This is a genomic window from Ruegeria sp. B1 (assembly GCF_056535885.1).
The window spans coordinates 3,724,272-3,739,773 of the sequence record NZ_JBQFJA010000001.1 but is presented as its reverse complement, the minus strand read 5'-3'; the positions used below and the strand labels follow the sequence as shown (position 1 = coordinate 3,739,773).

Annotated in this window: 11 protein-coding genes, 1 tRNA gene and 1 pseudogene; 5 read left to right on the top strand and 8 right to left on the bottom strand. The window is 56.6% G+C overall.

From position 1 onward, the window contains the following. Nucleotides 1-58: 58 nt before the first annotated feature. The 3 genes and pseudogenes from ACR3ES_RS18560 to ACR3ES_RS18550 form a co-directional block, all read right to left on the bottom strand. Nucleotides 59-217, bottom strand: a complete 159-nt coding sequence (locus tag ACR3ES_RS18560) for a hypothetical protein (protein ID WP_170434695.1) — start codon at nucleotides 215-217, stop codon at nucleotides 59-61. A 706-nt stretch (nucleotides 218-923) separates the two neighbouring features. Further along, nucleotides 924-2,307: pseudogene (locus ACR3ES_RS18555) on the bottom strand (IS1182 family transposase). A 330-nt stretch (nucleotides 2,308-2,637) separates the two neighbouring features. Then, the gene (locus tag ACR3ES_RS18550) at nucleotides 2,638-3,393 is read right to left on the bottom strand and encodes a TIGR01458 family HAD-type hydrolase (protein ID WP_480426390.1); all 756 of its coding nucleotides are present in this window, start codon (nucleotides 3,391-3,393) and stop codon (nucleotides 2,638-2,640) included. 122 nt (nucleotides 3,394-3,515) lie between these two features. Between ACR3ES_RS18550 and ACR3ES_RS18545 the strand changes: the two genes are divergently transcribed. The 4 genes from ACR3ES_RS18545 to ACR3ES_RS18530 all read left to right on the top strand — a co-directional run bounded on the left by ACR3ES_RS18545 (nucleotide 3,516) and on the right by ACR3ES_RS18530 (nucleotide 8,784). Continuing rightward, a tRNA-Gly gene (locus ACR3ES_RS18545) sits at nucleotides 3,516-3,589 on the top strand. A gap of 391 nt (nucleotides 3,590-3,980) precedes the next feature. Continuing rightward, nucleotides 3,981-5,801: an ABC transporter transmembrane domain-containing protein gene (locus ACR3ES_RS18540; protein WP_170433887.1), complete on the top strand. Its 1,821-nt coding sequence runs from the start codon at nucleotides 3,981-3,983 to the stop codon at nucleotides 5,799-5,801. Between the two features lie 157 nt (nucleotides 5,802-5,958). After that, a complete protein-coding gene (locus ACR3ES_RS18535) occupies nucleotides 5,959-7,848 on the top strand; it encodes an acyl-CoA synthetase (protein WP_170433884.1) in 1,890 nt (629 codons plus the stop codon). A gap of 12 nt (nucleotides 7,849-7,860) precedes the next feature. After that, the gene (locus tag ACR3ES_RS18530) at nucleotides 7,861-8,784 is read left to right on the top strand and encodes an alpha/beta hydrolase (RefSeq protein ID WP_170433882.1); all 924 of its coding nucleotides are present in this window, start codon (nucleotides 7,861-7,863) and stop codon (nucleotides 8,782-8,784) included. A gap of 10 nt (nucleotides 8,785-8,794) precedes the next feature. On the opposite strand, the gene ACR3ES_RS18525 is transcribed toward ACR3ES_RS18530, so the two are convergent. Then, nucleotides 8,795-9,631, bottom strand: coding sequence for an alkaline phosphatase family protein (locus tag ACR3ES_RS18525; RefSeq protein WP_170433880.1), 837 nt, complete (start codon nucleotides 9,629-9,631; stop codon nucleotides 8,795-8,797). A 179-nt stretch (nucleotides 9,632-9,810) separates the two neighbouring features. Between ACR3ES_RS18525 and ACR3ES_RS18520 the strand changes: the two genes are divergently transcribed. Next, a complete protein-coding gene (locus tag ACR3ES_RS18520) occupies nucleotides 9,811-10,308 on the top strand; it encodes a thioredoxin domain-containing protein (RefSeq protein WP_170433878.1) in 498 nt (165 codons plus the stop codon). Nucleotides 10,309-10,363: 55 nt separating this feature from the next. On the opposite strand, the gene ACR3ES_RS18515 is transcribed toward ACR3ES_RS18520, so the two are convergent. Genes ACR3ES_RS18515 through ACR3ES_RS18500 form a run of 4 tightly spaced genes read right to left on the bottom strand, consistent with a single transcriptional unit; the run spans nucleotide 10,364 to nucleotide 15,368 of the window. After that, complete coding sequence (locus ACR3ES_RS18515) at nucleotides 10,364-12,001, bottom strand: ABC transporter ATP-binding protein (protein WP_170433876.1); 1,638 nt, start codon at nucleotides 11,999-12,001, stop codon at nucleotides 10,364-10,366. Further along, nucleotides 11,998-12,813: an ABC transporter permease gene (locus ACR3ES_RS18510; RefSeq protein ID WP_170433875.1), complete on the bottom strand. Its 816-nt coding sequence runs from the start codon at nucleotides 12,811-12,813 to the stop codon at nucleotides 11,998-12,000. The genes ACR3ES_RS18515 and ACR3ES_RS18510 overlap by 4 nt, the downstream gene beginning before the upstream one ends. Further along, nucleotides 12,810-13,766: an ABC transporter permease gene (locus ACR3ES_RS18505; RefSeq protein ID WP_170433873.1), complete on the bottom strand. Its 957-nt coding sequence runs from the start codon at nucleotides 13,764-13,766 to the stop codon at nucleotides 12,810-12,812. The genes ACR3ES_RS18510 and ACR3ES_RS18505 overlap by 4 nt, the downstream gene beginning before the upstream one ends. A gap of 15 nt (nucleotides 13,767-13,781) precedes the next feature. Then, a complete protein-coding gene (locus ACR3ES_RS18500; RefSeq protein ID WP_480424158.1) occupies nucleotides 13,782-15,368 on the bottom strand; it encodes an ABC transporter substrate-binding protein in 1,587 nt (528 codons plus the stop codon). Nucleotides 15,369-15,502 lie beyond the last annotated feature (134 nt).

Genomic DNA, 15,502 nt, shown 5'->3' with positions numbered 1-15,502 from the left:
TGTCGATGCCGGCCTGGGTTGGCTCCGGTTCACCTGCCGTGGTGATGCCCGGAATGTCTCACAGCAGCCGCAAATAGCCGTGAATGATGCCGTAGAATTTCCATGATGTGACATCGTCCAGTGGGCGGGCCCGCATTGCCTTGATCCCGCGAGCGTACCACAGAACAGGATCAGCCCAATCATCCCCTATTTCATAGACGTTTTGGCGCGTGAACATTGGCTATCTCCTAAAAACAAGTATCCAAAAATGCGCCCACGCCATACGGGCACAGCGTAAAATGTTGCTGTGAAACCGGCGGTTGTCTGACCGCCTGAATGGGCTTCTTAGCGAATGACCGAACCGGTGATTGTGTCGACTTGACTAATGCGGCCAGGCCAATCAGGCGTGACGTAACCGGGGCAATCATAAACTCAGACTTCACCCCCGATGACGCCACGCACTGTCCACGACATTTGGGTTGCAGTGCCCGTTGTCACCGTGCCAGTGAGGCTCAATTGCCACCCCGCCCCGCCAAGAGTGCCGGTCAATTCGCAGTCATCAATGGTGAACTAAATCGTACCTAGGCCAAAGGCGAGATTGTCAAAAGGAACTGCCGGGTCTGGGTTGTTCAAAAGGCTGCGGTAAACCCACATGCCTGAAACATCGTTGGTCATAGCTGTCGATTAGAAATAGATCATCAAGGCGCGCCAATCGGCCCGTCGCAAACGCGAGGCTCGATTATGAAATACTGGCAAGTGTAATGAGTTTTTCTGTTCACTCAACTTTAGGTTCATCTTCTTTATGGTTGATGTGGGATCTGTATTCGACTGGACATGAGTTTTGCATTCGCAGCGAATGTCAGTAATGCGAGGATTCTGTTGAAAAACAACGTGTTGCAGTCGCAGAATGGGGTGACCTGAGCACGGCACGAGCGCCTTTCTGGTCAGGCGTTTCGCGTTTGCTGCGGTGCGGGAAAGATTTTCGCCAATTTGCGGAGGTTCTGGGCGGTGGCGGCGAGGAGGAATTCGTCATTTGCGCCGCACGGTCCACGTAATCGGAGCCGTCCAAGGCCTAGGATGCGCTTGAGGTGGGCGAAGAGCATCTCAACTTTCTTTCTGAGCTTCATCGCAATCTGGTACTCTTCAGTTTTGGCCAGATCTCTGGCGACCTGGCGCGCATCTTCGTGCTCTTCGCGGGTGATTTTGCGTGCATCAGCGTTGGGGCAGCATCTTTGTTTGGACGGACATACCTGGCAGACTTCTTTCAAGGCGCGATAGCGGGCTGTGCCCTTGCCCGACGGCCCCCGGTTTGGATCAGAGTAATTCCGGCGGAACTGTTTAAGCGCGTGACCCTCTGGGCAGATATATTGATCATGCTCAGCGTCCCATTCGAAGTCTGTGCGTGTCCAGGTGCCGTCGGGGCGTCCGGCCTTGTCGATGACCGGGATGTAAGGATCGATCTTGCGATCCACGAGCCAGCCGAGCATCGGGCCTGAGCCGTAGGCGGTATCGGCGATCATCCAGTCGGGGACGAGGTCGAACTTGTCCTTCACCCGGTCCAGCATCGTCTTTGTCGACCCCACTTCGGCTTGCCGGATGGATCTGGTCGCTTCCACATCCACAATCACGCTGTGATCTGTATCAACGAGGTAGTTATCAGAGTAAGCAAAGAAGGCTGGTGCCTTGTGCGCCGCTGTCCATTGGCTGGCAGGGTCCGAATATGAAATGAACTTAGGCTTGACTGGCGAGGCAGCACCAAACGCGGCCTCATCCAGGGTTTCCAGATATTCCCGAACAGCGCGCGGTGCGGTCTTGGCATCGATCTGTGCAGCATCCCATTCTTCTTGTGACGCTGAATACTGCTTGGTCGCTTCTGCCTCAATCAAGCTGGCATCAATCGCCATACGCTGGCCGCTGACCAAACCTTCTGCGATGCACCGCGCCACTGTCGTTTCGAACACGTGCCGCAAGAGTTCACTCGCGGAACCGACCATGGCGGTTCTTGGAAAAGGTAGAGTGATCCGGCACTCGATCAGTCAGATCGAGGCGACAGAACCAGCGATACGCAAGGTTCAGGTGCACTTCTTCGCACAACCGCCGTTCCGACCGGATGCCAAAGCAATAGCCCACCAGCAGCATGCGGATCAGCAACTCGGGATCGACGGAAGGGCGACCAGTATGACTGTAAAAATCCGCCAAATGATTGCGGATACTACTCAGGTCAACAAATCGATCAATCGACCGCAGCAGATGATTGTCCGGGACATGTTCCTCCAGGGAGAACTCATAGAACAGCTCAGCCTGAGTTTCCTGTTTTGGTCCCATCATCATCCAAACTCCCATTCAATAAGAGAATTGAATCAGCCAGATGGCCTTCGATCAAGACAGAGTTTTTCAACAGAATACGAGCTGCTAATGCAGCAATCTTACCTCGCGGTCAAGGTCGACTCTGGGCTGTCTCCGGAGATCCGCAAAGTCTGGTGTTTGCGATTGGCGGACGTTGCATAAGCCCTTGGCGCGTTCAGTCCTTTGGTCCCGCCGTAGTGATGGCCCAACCAACATTGATACCATATCTACGTCTGGCCGCCGCTTACAGCGTTAGATTTATTGCTCTTGCGCGACGCAGCTACCGCTAGGGCAACGATCGTTCGGCGGTATTCAATCACCCCCCTCAATGACAAACTCTACAGCGGCTCGAACACCGTCTGCGGTTGTGGTGGGTCGCGGGTCATGGCGCGCCTCGTCGCCAGGTTGGTATTTTCCGGTTCGGACAAGAATGGCTGCGCCTAAGCCAGCCTTCAAAGCGCCTGCGATATCGCTTTCGGCATCATCGCCAATCATTACTATGTCAGCAGGTTCCAGCCCCATGCTTTGGGCGGAGGAGCGGAAGAAGGCTGGTGAAGGCTTCCCAAACAGAAGAGCATCTGTTCCACTCGAATACTCGAGCGCCCGGACGAAAGCGCCGGCATCCAGGCTCAATTCCCCGTCTGTGCCGCGAAATACCCTGTTCGACGCCAATGCAAGAAACGGGGCTCCGTCTTTGATCAGGCGAAAAGCCGCGTTCAAACGTTCATAGGTGAAGAAGCGGCCGGCATCTCTAACGATGACCACTTTCGGGCCTGATTTCAAGCAGGTTGCAAAGTCCTCTTCAAGATCCGGATAAATCAGCAGATGTGGCGCAAAACCGTTTTCTTCCAGCCAAGCGCACGCGGCAGCAGCTGGTGTAAGGATTTCTGCCGCATTCGCGTCTATTCCGAAGCCCTGGAGTTTTTCCAGAATAACCCGCTTCGGTCGCCGGGTTGAATTGGTAAGAAAACGAGCCGGAAGTCCTGTGTTGCGAATTGTTAAGACCGCCTCCGCCGCATCCGAAAAGGACTTGTCGCCTTGAAACAGAACACCTGCGATATCAAGCATAACACCTTCGGTCAAATCTACCTCGCAAACCTGAGAAACATCTTTCTTTCGGGTCAATTTTGCCAAGTGGTGGTTCGCTCTTGACGCCCACTTGGCCATCACATAGGAAAGCGAAACCTTGAGCGGGTATAGCTTAATGGTAAAGCCCCTGCCTTCCAAGCAGGCTATGTCGGTTCGATTCCGTCTACCCGCTCCAGGAGTTTCCGTCCGACATATCTCCTACAAAGTATCTTGCTGCGACGCAGTAAAATATTCAAAAAATTATTGGAAGAGTACTTCATACGCTTGCCTTCCAAGCTAATGACGCGGGTTCGAATCCCGCCGCCCGCTCCAATGGGTTCACCCTGCGAAAATCGGCAAAATCACATCGGTCTGCTGAGCAAAACCCCTAAAGAAATGGGATTGTTCGGATTCTGAAAGTCAGGCCAGGATTGCTTTCTCGTCGCGCAGTACAGACAAATCCAGTTTGAAATCTCTGCGTCAAATGGCCCTCTCTGTTCGATATTCCACGTCGTGTCGCTTGACCCCAGGTGCTGCTACGGCCAAGAAACGTGAAATCAGGACCGTCGAGGAAACACAGGCCCGATATGGCTAGAAACACCGCCGCCAGCCCAGCGACCGCGCCCGCTCCGGGAGCCAGCGAAGAACGAGCAGGCTCAAAAAAGCTGGGTGTTCTGGTCTCGCTTTGGCCCTTCATGAGACCGTATACGCTGCTGATGGTTGGCGCGACGCTGGCTCTTGTTCTGACGGCCAGCATGACCCTGACCCTGCCGCTTGCGGTGCGTCGCGTTGTCGACAATTTCCGTATTGAGGATGGCGAATTGCTGGATTGGTACTTTCTGGCGGCGCTGGGTGTTGCTGCCATTCTGGCGATTGGCACCGGCATCCGCTACGCACTTGTGACCCGGTTGGGAGAGCGTGTTGTGGCCGACATTCGCAAGGCTGTGTTCGACCGTGTCATCGCCATGAGCCCGGAATTCTACGAACGCATCATGACGGGTGAGGTGCTGAGCCGCATTACAACGGACACGACGCTGATCCAGTCGGTACTCGGCTCATCGGTGTCGATTGCGTTACGCAACACGCTGATGTTTGTCGGCGGGCTGGTTCTGATGCTTCTGACCTCACCCAAACTGACCGGACTGGTGCTGTTGCTTGTACCCGTGGTTATTATTCCGATCCTCGGTCTGGGCCGCCGTCTGCGTGTGATCAGCCGCGAAAATCAGGACTGGATCGCCGCCTCTTCCGGCAACGCGGGCGAATCGCTGGGGGCGGTGCAGACGGTGCAGGCGTTTACCCACGAACAGGCGAGCCGTGCGCAGTTCGGCGATTTGACCGAGACATCCTATCTTGTGTCACTGCGGCGTATTCGGACGCGGGCGGTGTTGACCGTGATTGTTATCTTTCTGGTCTTTTCCGGTATTGTCGGTGTCCTCTGGATGGGGGCCAACGACGTACGCAACGGTGCCATGACCGAGGGCGTTTTGATCCAGTTCGTAATCTACTCGGTTATCATGGCCGGGTCGGTTGCCGCCTTGTCCGAAATCTGGGGCGAGCTGCAGCGGGCGGCTGGCGCGACAGAGCGACTGGTGGAATTGCTGAATGCTGAAGATACGGTTTCTGATCCGTCAGGCGCACGGGCCTTGCCACAACCCGTTCGCGGAGAAATCCGGTTTGATGATGTCATCTTCCGCTATCCGGCGCGTCCGGAGGCGGTGGTGCTTGATCACTTCTCGTTGCACGTGAAACCGGGTGAGGCCGTGGCATTTGTCGGTCCATCGGGTGCTGGCAAAACAACCGTGATCCAGATGATACAGCGGTTTTACGATCCGAATTCCGGAGGCATCACTCTGGATGGCCAGGACCTGCGGAGCCTGAACCGCGCTGATTTTCGCGGGCATATGGCGCTGGTACCGCAGGATCCGGTGATCTTTGCCACTTCGGCCCGCGAAAACATCCGTTTTGGCCGTCTCGACGCCACCGACGCCGAAGTTGAAACCGCTGCCCGCGCCGCCGCTGCGCATGATTTTATCACCGCCTTGCCGGAAGGTTATGAGACTTTTGTTGGTGAGCGGGGCGTGATGCTGTCGGGGGGGCAGAAGCAGCGTATTGCCATTGCCCGCGCCATCCTGCGTGACGCGCCGGTTCTGCTGCTGGACGAAGCGACATCCGCGCTGGACGCCGAAAGCGAGCGTGCAGTGCAGGGCGCGGTTGACCAGATGCGCGCCGGACGCACAACCCTGATTGTGGCGCACCGTCTGGCAACGGTGAAGAAGGCTGACCGTATCGTGGTGTTGGATGCGGGGCGGATCGTTGCGCAAGGCACCCACGATGATTTGGTGGTGCAGGGTGGCCTCTACGCGCGTCTTGCCCGGCTGCAATTCACCGATGGTGTCGCCGCTGAATGAAGTGACGTACGGGCAGTCCGCCTTCCGTCGCAGCGTCATTCTACATTTTCCACACCTCAGTCGCTAAGCCCTTGCTTGCGCTGCCTTGGTTATGGTCCCATCTTAGGAGGGATCATAACCGTGCCGCGCGCAGGAGAAAAACAAGGGGAGGAGCCACATGGCCTTTGTGGGTCTAGAGGACAAAGTACGGATCGAGCAGGAAATGCCGTGGGAAGATCGCGACCTGCCGGTAACGTTTCACCAATTGCTGTCGCGGACGGCTGAGAAATTCCCAAACCATAATGCGATCAGTTTCCAGCTGTTCTCTGGCCCAAAGGACAAGGCGGAAACGCTGACATGGTCCGGTTTGCTGGGTCAGGTCAATCAGGCGGCAAACCTGTTTCGGTCATTGGGTATCGGTGAGAACGATGTGGTCGCCTATGTGCTGCCCAACTGTACCGAGACGCTTGTCACCATGATGGGTGGTGCGGTGGCGGGGATCGTCAATCCGATCAACCCGCTTTTGGAACCCGAGCAAATTGCCGCTATTTTGCGTGAAACCAATGCAAAGGTGGTGGTGACGCTGAAGTCCTTCCCGAAAACGGATGTGGCGCAGAAGGTCGAAGAGGCGGTTCGCCATGCGCCCCATGTCAACACCATTTTGGAAATCGACCTGAACCGTTACCTGACACCGCCAAAATCCTGGCTGGTCCCGTTGTTGCGCCCAAAGATGGGTGACAAGGAACATCTGGCACACGCGGATTACAAGAATTTCAATGAGGAACTGGCCAAACAACCGACAACGCTGACCTTCGAAGACAGCAAGGAAGACCGGGTCGCTTGTTACTTTCATACCGGTGGGACAACCGGCATGCCCAAGGTCGCGCAACACAAGTATTCCGGCCTGGTCTACAATGGCTGGCTTGGCCACACGCTTCTGTTCGATGAGAACGACGTCATCATGTGCCCGCTGCCAATGTTCCACGTCTTTGCCGTGCATGTCATTATGATGGCTGCAGTTTCGTCGGGTGCGCATGTGATCTTCCCGACGCCCCAAGGTTATCGCGGGGATGGCGTGTTCGACAATTTCTGGAAGCTGATTGAGCGCTGGAAGGTGAGTTTTATCATCACCGTTCCAACGGCGATCTCTGCCAAGATGCAGCGACCGGTGGATGCGGATATCTCCTCCGTCAAAACTGCGTTCTCGGGATCGGCGCCGTTGCCGGTTGAGTTGTTCCGCCGCTTCGAAGAGGCGACCGGTGTGACCATCGTCGAAGGCTATGGCCTGACCGAGGCCACATGTCTTGTGTCCTGTAATCCCGTGGATGGCGAGAAAAAGATCGGCTCGATCGGTTTTCCCTTCCCTTATACGGATGTCAAAATCCTGCAGGACGGACCGGACGGACCCACTGAATGTCCTGTGGACGAGATCGGCGAAATCTGCGTCTCCAATCCGGGTGTATATCCAGGCAATACCTATACCGAAGCGGATAAGAACACCAACCTCTACCACTACGACAAATACCTGCGCACCGGCGATCTGGGCCGGTTTGACGAAGATGGGTATCTGTGGATCACAGGGCGTGCAAAAGACCTGATTATCCGCGGTGGCCACAACATCGATCCTGCTGACATCGAAGAGGCTTTGCTGGGTCACGAGGCCGTCGCCTTCGCGGGAGCTATCGGTCAGCCGGACGCCTATTCCGGCGAAGTGCCCTGTGCCTTTGTCGAACTGGTCGAGGGGGCGTCGGTGACCGAAGAGGCGCTGATGGAATACTGCAAAGTCCACGTGCACGAACGCGCGGCGCAGCCCAAACACATGACGATCCTGCCTGAGCTGCCTAAAACGGCGGTGGGCAAGGTCTTCAAGCCCGAGTTGCGCAAACAGGCGATCACCCGGATTTACAACGGTGCGTTGGAAGCGGCCGATGTGGCAGCACGGGTTGTGTCTGTTATTGACGACAAGAAACGCGGGCTTGTCGCACAGCTTGACGCGAACGGCTCCTCCGAAGACGATGTCAGTAAAGCGCTGGGATCGTTCACCCGGCCGTGGGAGTGGACTGACTGATCTGGAGGGGCGATGGACTATGAGCGTCTGATTGACGAGGAAACCTGGGGGTTCATCCGGCGGACCACTGAATGCTATCCGGATGATGCGGTTGGCTTGACCATCGCTGATCAGCGGCGCGTGTATGACACGATGTGTCAGGAGTTTCGCCAGAAGCGCCCGGCAGGTGTAAGTGTGCAGGACCGGTCGGCTAACGGTGTGCCGGTCCGTATTTACACAGCCGGAGATCCAACCCGAACCGTCGCCTATTTTCATGGCGGCGGTTTTGTTGTGGGCGGTCTCGACAGCCATGATGATGTGTGTGCGGAAATCTGTGCGCAGACCGGCTACCGTGTGATGTCTGTTGATTACCGGTTGTGCCCCGAACACCTGCACCCGGCTCAGTTTCAGGACAGTTGCACTGCGGTGGAATGGGCTGTTCAGGAATTCTCGGATTCCATGGTTTTGGCTGGTGACAGCGCCGGAGGTAACCTGGCGGCTGCGGTGTCACACTATAGTCGGGGTCGCGATGCGACGATCCTGGGGCAGGTTCTGATCTATCCCGGATTGGGGGGTGACTCGTTCAAAGGCTCATATCTCGAACATGCCCATGCGCCGCTTTTGACCCAGTTGGATGTTCTGTTTTACGAAAAGATGCGATTTGGGGGCGAGGTGCCAAAAGGCGATGCAACCGCCGCCCCGCTGCAGGACACCGATTTCACGGGTCTACCGCCGACCGTGGTCGTGACGGCAGACTGCGATCCGCTGCGGGATGATGGGTCGGCCTATTGTGAACAGATCGTTACAGCCGGCGGACGAGCGCATTGGATCAACGAGCCTGGATTGGTTCACGGATATCTGCGTGCCCGCACCAGCGTAAAGCGGGCAGCGGACAGCTTTGAAAGAATCTCCATCGCAATCGAGGCGCTGGGGCAGGGGATCTGGTCATACGATTGACGCGTCGGCCTCAGGTCAAAAAGGGCGTCGCTTTCATAGTGTCCGCAATGGGCGCGCCCATGCGGTTCAGGATGGTCGGCGCCAATTGTAGCTGGTCAACGACGTAATCTGCTTCCGGCCCCGTTGCGTCTCCAAAGTAGTACAGTGCGGTTTCCTGCTGCAGCGTTCCGCGGCCGCCATGGTGACCACGCTCGTCCTGACCATGATCAGCCGTCACAATGACCTCATAGCCCAATTGCCGCCATCGCGGGATGAAGGGAGCAAGCATTTCATCCATGACAAAGCAGGCATGGTCCATTTCCTGACACTCGTGGAAGTACCGGTGGCCCATGCTGTCCAGTGTGCAGGTGTGAAGGATGCCATAGTCCAGATCAAAGCGCAGACACAGGTTGGTCAACGTGGCAAACAGGTCCACATCCGACGGGGTCATCTGGTTGTCTTTCCCGTAGCCGGTCATCGTATGAAACCGCCCGTGGTTGATGGTCTTGCTGTCCGGTTCGTCATATTCGACGTCACGGACATAGTCGAACGGGTGGCGGTTGAAGAACTGCGACCAAAAGCTGTGCGTAACAGCCCCGGTTATGCCACCAGATTCGCGTACTTGACTGAAGATGTCTTTGTGGCGCAGGCGAAAAACATTTCCGTTGCCGGTGCATCCATGTTCCTGCGGTGTGACGCCGGTGTGGATCGACGCGTAACAGGTGGCTGAGATTGACGGCAGCACGGCGCGGTGTTTCCAGACCTGCGCGTCGCCGCTTTGAACCCAGCCTTCAAGATTGCCGAAAAGCCGACGAAAATTGCGCCAAGGCACACCGTCCAGAACAATCAAAAGAACTTTGCGATCCATGCTGTGCCTTTCTGTCCGCCGCTTCATAGATTTGTAGATGATAACCGTGTCTGCTGGCTGTCAGAAAAGCGGCAAGACGACCCACAGAAAAGGCAAAACCGTGCTGTCGAACTTGTGATCGGTGGCACATCGTCCCGACAGTATTGTAGTGCCCATCGCACCAACAGATTGGATGACGGATGGCTAAGACTTCCAAACGCAAAAAGGCTCAGATGCAAAAGGCCAAGGCATCACAAGCCCAAGGCGTGTCCCGACGCAATGTTCTGCGGCTGGCCCGAAACGGCGCCATCGCCGTCACCGTGGTCGGGGGCGGAGGCTTTTTAATGATGCGATCCGTCCGAGCTATGCAGGCCGAGCATGACCTGTCGCGTGTAGGTCAAGGGAAGCCGGTGGTTGTTCAGGTACATGATCCGCAATGCTCGACCTGTACGGCTTTGCAACGTGAAACGCGCAAGGCGATGAAGCAGTTCGGGGAATGTGATCTGGTCTATCTTGTTGCTGATATCAGTCAACAGGACGGGGCAGGGTTCGCCAATCGATACGGTGTGCCACATGTGACTCTGTTGTTGTTCGACGGCAAAGGAGAGCTACGCCAAACCTTGCAAGGTATGCGCTATCAGGACGAGCTGAAGCGGGTTCTGGTCCAGCACCATCAACGGTACGGTCAACAGGCTTAGACAATATGAAAACCGGCGGGCAAGTGACCCGCCGGTTTGACTTCACAAGCCCGGTTCAGTTTCCGGCGCTTTCCATCTTGCGATGCGCAACAACCTCTTCCAGCCAGCCCAGATGCATCTCAGGGACCGAGCTGAGCAGCAGGTCCGTATAATCGTCGAAGGGGGGGCTCAGAACCTGCGATTTCGGACCGTAGCGGACCACGCGCCCCTGATACATCACTGCGATACTGTCACTGATGGCGCGCACCGTCGCCAGATCGTGTGTGATAAACAGATAGGCAACGTCTTCGATCTTCTGCAAATCCAGCAGCAGTTTGAGAATTCCATCCGCCACCAATGGATCAAGCGCCGAGGTGACCTCGTCACAGATGATCATCTTGGGCTTGGCCGCCAGCGATCGCGCGATACAGACACGCTGTTTCTGGCCGCCCGACAGCTCTGCCGGATAGCGATCCATGAACTTTTCGCCCAACTCGATCTCATCCAGCAGTTCGATGATCCGCTTACGCTTCTCCGCGCCGCGCATATTGAAGTAGAACTCCAGTGGTCTCCCGATGATCGTGCCGACGGTCTGACGCGGGTTCATCGCGACGTCAGCCATCTGATAGATCATCTGCAGTTCACGCAAATCCTCGCGCGAGCGTCCGGCAAGATCGGGGGACAGATTGCGTCCGGCAAAGTTAATCTCGCCATCGCGCGGCGGCAGCAGCCCGGTAATCACCCGCGCCAGCGTGGACTTGCCAGAGCCGGATTCACCCACAACCGCCAGTGTCTGCCCGGGATGAAGTTCAACGTTCACGTTGTGCAGCACGTCAAAGTTAAGCCCCTTGTAGCGTGCAGTGATGCCATCAACGCTCAAAACCGGTTCAGGCGTTGGTGTCTTTTCGTCGTGTTCGATTGATCGAACCGAAACCAGCGCCTGAGTATACTCCTCTTGCGGTTTGTTGATGATCTGATCGGTGGTGCCGTATTCGACCATATCACCCATGCGCAGGACCATGATGTCGTCGCTGACTTGTGCGACGACCGCTAGGTCATGGGTAATATAAAGCGCGGCAACCCCGGTATCGCGAATGGCTTCTTTGATGGCCATCAAAACGTCGATCTGGGTGGTCACATCCAAAGCGGTCGTGGGCTCGTCAAACACCACCAGGTCCGGCTCGGGACACAGCGCCAGCGCAGTCATACAGCGCTGTAGTTGACCACCGGAAACCTGGTGCGGGTATCGATCCCCGATATTGTCCGGGTCGGGCAAGCCCAGTTTGGCAAACAATTCGCGCGCGCGCCCTTCGGCCTCTTTGCGCGAGAACTTTTTCTGTTCGACCGCTGCTTCGATCACTTGATCCATGATCTTCTTGGCGGGGTTGAACGAGGCTGCGGCGGATTGCGAGACATAGGTCACCTCGCCACCCCGCAGCTTGCGGATGTCGCCTAGGGATGTCTTGAGGATATCGCGCCCGTTCACCCAAACCTCACCGCCGGTGATTTCAACACCGCCGCGGCCATAAGCCATGGATGCCAAACCGATCGTCGACTTACCTGCACCGGATTCGCCGATCAGCCCCAGCACCTTGCCACGTTCGAGGTCAAAGCTGACCCCGTGCACGATTTCGATATCATGGGGTTTCTCGCCCGGCGGATAAACGGTCGCGCCGATCTTGAGGTCGCGGACCTTGAGAAGGGTATCACTCATCCCCGGCCTCCTTTCAGCGATGTGGTGCGGTTCAGGATCCAGTCCGCCACGAGGTTGACCGAGATCGCCAGCGTCGCGATGGCAACCGCGGGATACAGCGCCGCACCGATGCCATAGACGATACCGTCCTTGTTTTCTTTCACGATGCCGCCCCAGTCAGCCAATGGCGGTTGAACGCCCAGACCCAGGAACGAGAGTGTTGAAACAAACAGAACCATGAAGATGAACCGCAGGCCCAGTTCCGCCACCAGTGGTGACAGGGCGTTTGGCAGGATTTCCCGAAAGATGATCCACGCCTGACGTTCACCGCGCAGTTTGGCGGCCTCAACGTAGTCCATCACTGTGATATCCACGGCGACGGCCCGGGCCAGACGATAGACGCGCGTGGCGTCCAACAGGCCCATCACAACGATCAGGACCGGTATTGTCACCGGTACCATGGCCAGAACCACCAACGCAAAGATCAGGGTCGGGATCGACATGACCAGATCGACAGCCCGCGACATGGCCTGATCGGCCCAACCGCCCAGCACAGCGGCCAGAAAGCCAAGGATCGAGCCGGTCACAAAGCTGAGCATCGTTGCCGCCGTGGCGATAAAGATTGTCGTCCGACCGCCATAGATCATCCGGCTTAACAGGTCGCGGCCGATATTGTCGGTGCCCAGCCAGAATTCTGAACTTGAGGGTTCCCATACGTCGCCAACAACTTCGGCCATGCCGTAAGGGGCCAGAAGCGGAGCAAAGATTGCGATGAAAAAGTACAAGCCGGTAAAGCCCAGCCCAATTATTGCAGAGACAGGGATATTTTTCATTTCGGATGCCTCAGCCTTGGGTTGGCCAGAATGGCAACGATATCTGCAATCATGTTCAGCCCGATGTAAATGGCGGCAAAGATAACTCCACAGGCCAGAACAACAGGGACGTCCCGCTTGGTGACGTGGTCGACCAGATATTGCCCCATGCCCGGATAGACAAAGACAACCTCGACCACGACAACGCCCACAACCAGATAGGCGAGGTTGAGCATCACGACGTTCACGATGGGCGCGACCGCGTTGGGCAGCGCGTGACGGTAGATGATCTTAAAGTTATTGAGGCCTTTGAGTTCTGCCGTTTCGACATAGGCCGACTGCATCACGTTCAGGATCGCGGCCCGGGTCATGCGCATCATGTGGGCCAAAACCACCATGGTTAAAACAAGGACGGGCAGAGCGATCGAATTCAGTTTCTGTCCAAGCGTCATGCTGTCATTGATCATCGCAAGCGGCGAGAACATGCCCAGCTTCACCGCGACAAAATAGACCAGCACGTAACCGATCAGGAATTCGGGGATGGAGATCGTCGTCAACGTGACGGCCGAAATCAGTTTGTCAGGCCAGCGGTTGCGGTAGCGTACGGCCAGCAGGCCAAGGAAAATGGCCAGTGGAACAGACACGATGGCCGCCCAGAACGCCAGAAACAGCGTGTTGCCCAGACGGCTACCGATGGATTCGGTGATGTCGAGCTTGTTGGTCAGGGATTGGCCCAGGTCGCCTTGCAGGATCCCTCCCAGCCACTCAAAGTAGCGGGTCAGGGCAGGGCGGTTCAGCCCCATCTCTTCGCGCAGATTTGCAAGGGCCTCTGGTGTTGCGGACTGCCCCAGGACGGCTTGCGCGGCGTCTCCGGGAAGGGCTTCGGTCAGGCCAAAAATCAGGGCCGAAGCGCCGAACAGCAAAAGGAGTCCCAGCGCGAGGCGCTGGGAAACCAGTTTGATGATAGGATGCATGATCCGTCGCCCGTATCAGACGAACCACATTTTGCGGGACACGTTGCCGTTCATCATTTCCTGTGTGGGGTCGGTTTCCCAACCGTCCAGCGTATTACTGACACCTTCCACAAAGTCGTTGAACATTGGGCAGATCAAGCCGCCTTCGTCGCGGACCATCTGACCCATCTGGCTGTAGATTTCCTTGCGCTTGGCCGGATCCAGTTCGGCGCGGGCCGAGAACAGCAAGTCGTCAAACGCCGGAACCTTGAATCGGGTATCATTCCAGTCTGCTGTGGACAGATAAGCTGTCGCGTACATCTGATCCTGCACCGGACGACCACCCCAGTAAGAGGCGCAGAACGGTTGAACGTTCCAGACTTCTGACCAGTAGCCATCGTTTGGCTCACGTTTGATTTCCAGCGGAATACCAGCCTGGGCCGCCGTCTGCTGGAACAGCGACGCCGCATCAACTGCACCCGGGAAGGCGCCGTCTGCAACGCGCAGGACGATGGCCGAGCCATCATGGCCGGACTTCTTATAGTGCTCAGCCGCTTTTTCGACGCTGAATTCGCGCTGCGGAATGGTTTCATCAAACAGCGGATAAGCTGCATTGATGGGCATGTCGTTTCCGATCGAGCCATAGCCGCGCAAGACTTTTTCGACCAGATCCTCGCGGTTGATGGCGTGTTTCAGAGCCAGGCGCAGTTCGTTGTTGTCGAACGGTGCCGTATCCACATGCATGATGAAGACATAGTGACCACGCCCTGCCGTCGAATGAACAGTCAGGTTTGGCGCGCGACCAAGCAGATCCGCAACCTTGGGCTCGACACGGTTTATCAGGTGAACCTGTCCTGACTGCAGTGCCGCAGTACGAGCAGTCGCGTCATTGATCACCACAACTTCCACACTGTCGAAGTTTCCGAAATCGGGATTCCAGTGATTTTCGAACTTCGAGTACAGGTGACGCACACCCGGCTCGTCCACTTCTACCTTGTAGGGCCCGGTCCCAATACCGGCACCTGGATTTTCCATACCGCCATCGGGCTGAATGATCAGGTGATAATCGGCCATCAAATAGGGCAGGTCGGCATTCGGCTCGGTCAGAGTGACCTGGAAATTGTCACCATCGGCCTTCATCGACTCGATACCCTTCATGATGCCCAGGGCACCGGACTTTGAGTCTTCGTTCGAGTGGCGCTGCATGGTTTTCAGCACGTCCTCGCTGGTCATGGTCTTGCCGTTGTGGAATTCGACACCCTGACGCAGTTTGAAGGTCCACACCTTCGCGTCGGCGCTGCCTTCAACACTTTCGGCCAAGCGAGGCTCGATGGTTCCATCCGGCGCAACCTCGACCAACTGGTCTCCAAACTGTTTACCGTTCTGGAACGGAACCGAGCTGGCATAGGTGGCCGGGTCCAGCGAGTTGGTCGATTCACCGCCCTGAAGGCCAAATTTCAGATCGCCGCCTTTGTTGGGGCCAGCGGCGCGTGCCGCGTTTGCGAACATCGTGCTGGCAATGGCTGCGGACACGCCCAGGGCGGCTGCCTTGCCCATGAATTCACGGCGTGTCAGTTTTCCCGCAGTGACCTGATCTGCCATGTAAGTGAGTTGATCGTTCATCCATAAATCTCCCTGTTTGATGGATCTGAGGCCCTCTTCGGGCTTTTTATTGACGCATGAGTCAACGTTGGCGCATTTCAGTCTACCGGGCAAGGTTTATTGTTTCACGATGACCACAGCGGCGAACGGGACCA

Bases quoted from the DNA above. Each gene is read 5' to 3' on its own strand.
- ACR3ES_RS18550 (WP_480426390.1), bottom strand. From the start codon at position 3,393: ATGCTTGATATCGCAGGTGTTCTGTTTCAAGGCGACAAGTCCTTTTCG.
- ACR3ES_RS18515 (WP_170433876.1), bottom strand. From the start codon at position 12,001: ATGAGTGATACCCTTCTCAAGGTCCGCGACCTCAAGATCGGCGCGACC.
- ACR3ES_RS18560 (WP_170434695.1), bottom strand. From the start codon at position 217: ATGTTCACGCGCCAAAACGTCTATGAAATAGGGGATGATTGGGCTGAT.
- ACR3ES_RS18510 (WP_170433875.1), bottom strand. From the start codon at position 12,813: ATGAAAAATATCCCTGTCTCTGCAATAATTGGGCTGGGCTTTACCGGC.
- ACR3ES_RS18525 (WP_170433880.1), bottom strand. From the start codon at position 9,631: ATGGATCGCAAAGTTCTTTTGATTGTTCTGGACGGTGTGCCTTGGCGC.
- ACR3ES_RS18500 (WP_480424158.1), bottom strand. From the start codon at position 15,368: ATGAACGATCAACTCACTTACATGGCAGATCAGGTCACTGCGGGAAAA.
- ACR3ES_RS18530 (WP_170433882.1), top strand. From the start codon at position 7,861: ATGGACTATGAGCGTCTGATTGACGAGGAAACCTGGGGGTTCATCCGG.
- ACR3ES_RS18540 (WP_170433887.1), top strand. From the start codon at position 3,981: ATGGCTAGAAACACCGCCGCCAGCCCAGCGACCGCGCCCGCTCCGGGA.
- ACR3ES_RS18505 (WP_170433873.1), bottom strand. From the start codon at position 13,766: ATGCATCCTATCATCAAACTGGTTTCCCAGCGCCTCGCGCTGGGACTC.
- ACR3ES_RS18520 (WP_170433878.1), top strand. From the start codon at position 9,811: ATGGCTAAGACTTCCAAACGCAAAAAGGCTCAGATGCAAAAGGCCAAG.
- ACR3ES_RS18535 (WP_170433884.1), top strand. From the start codon at position 5,959: ATGGCCTTTGTGGGTCTAGAGGACAAAGTACGGATCGAGCAGGAAATG.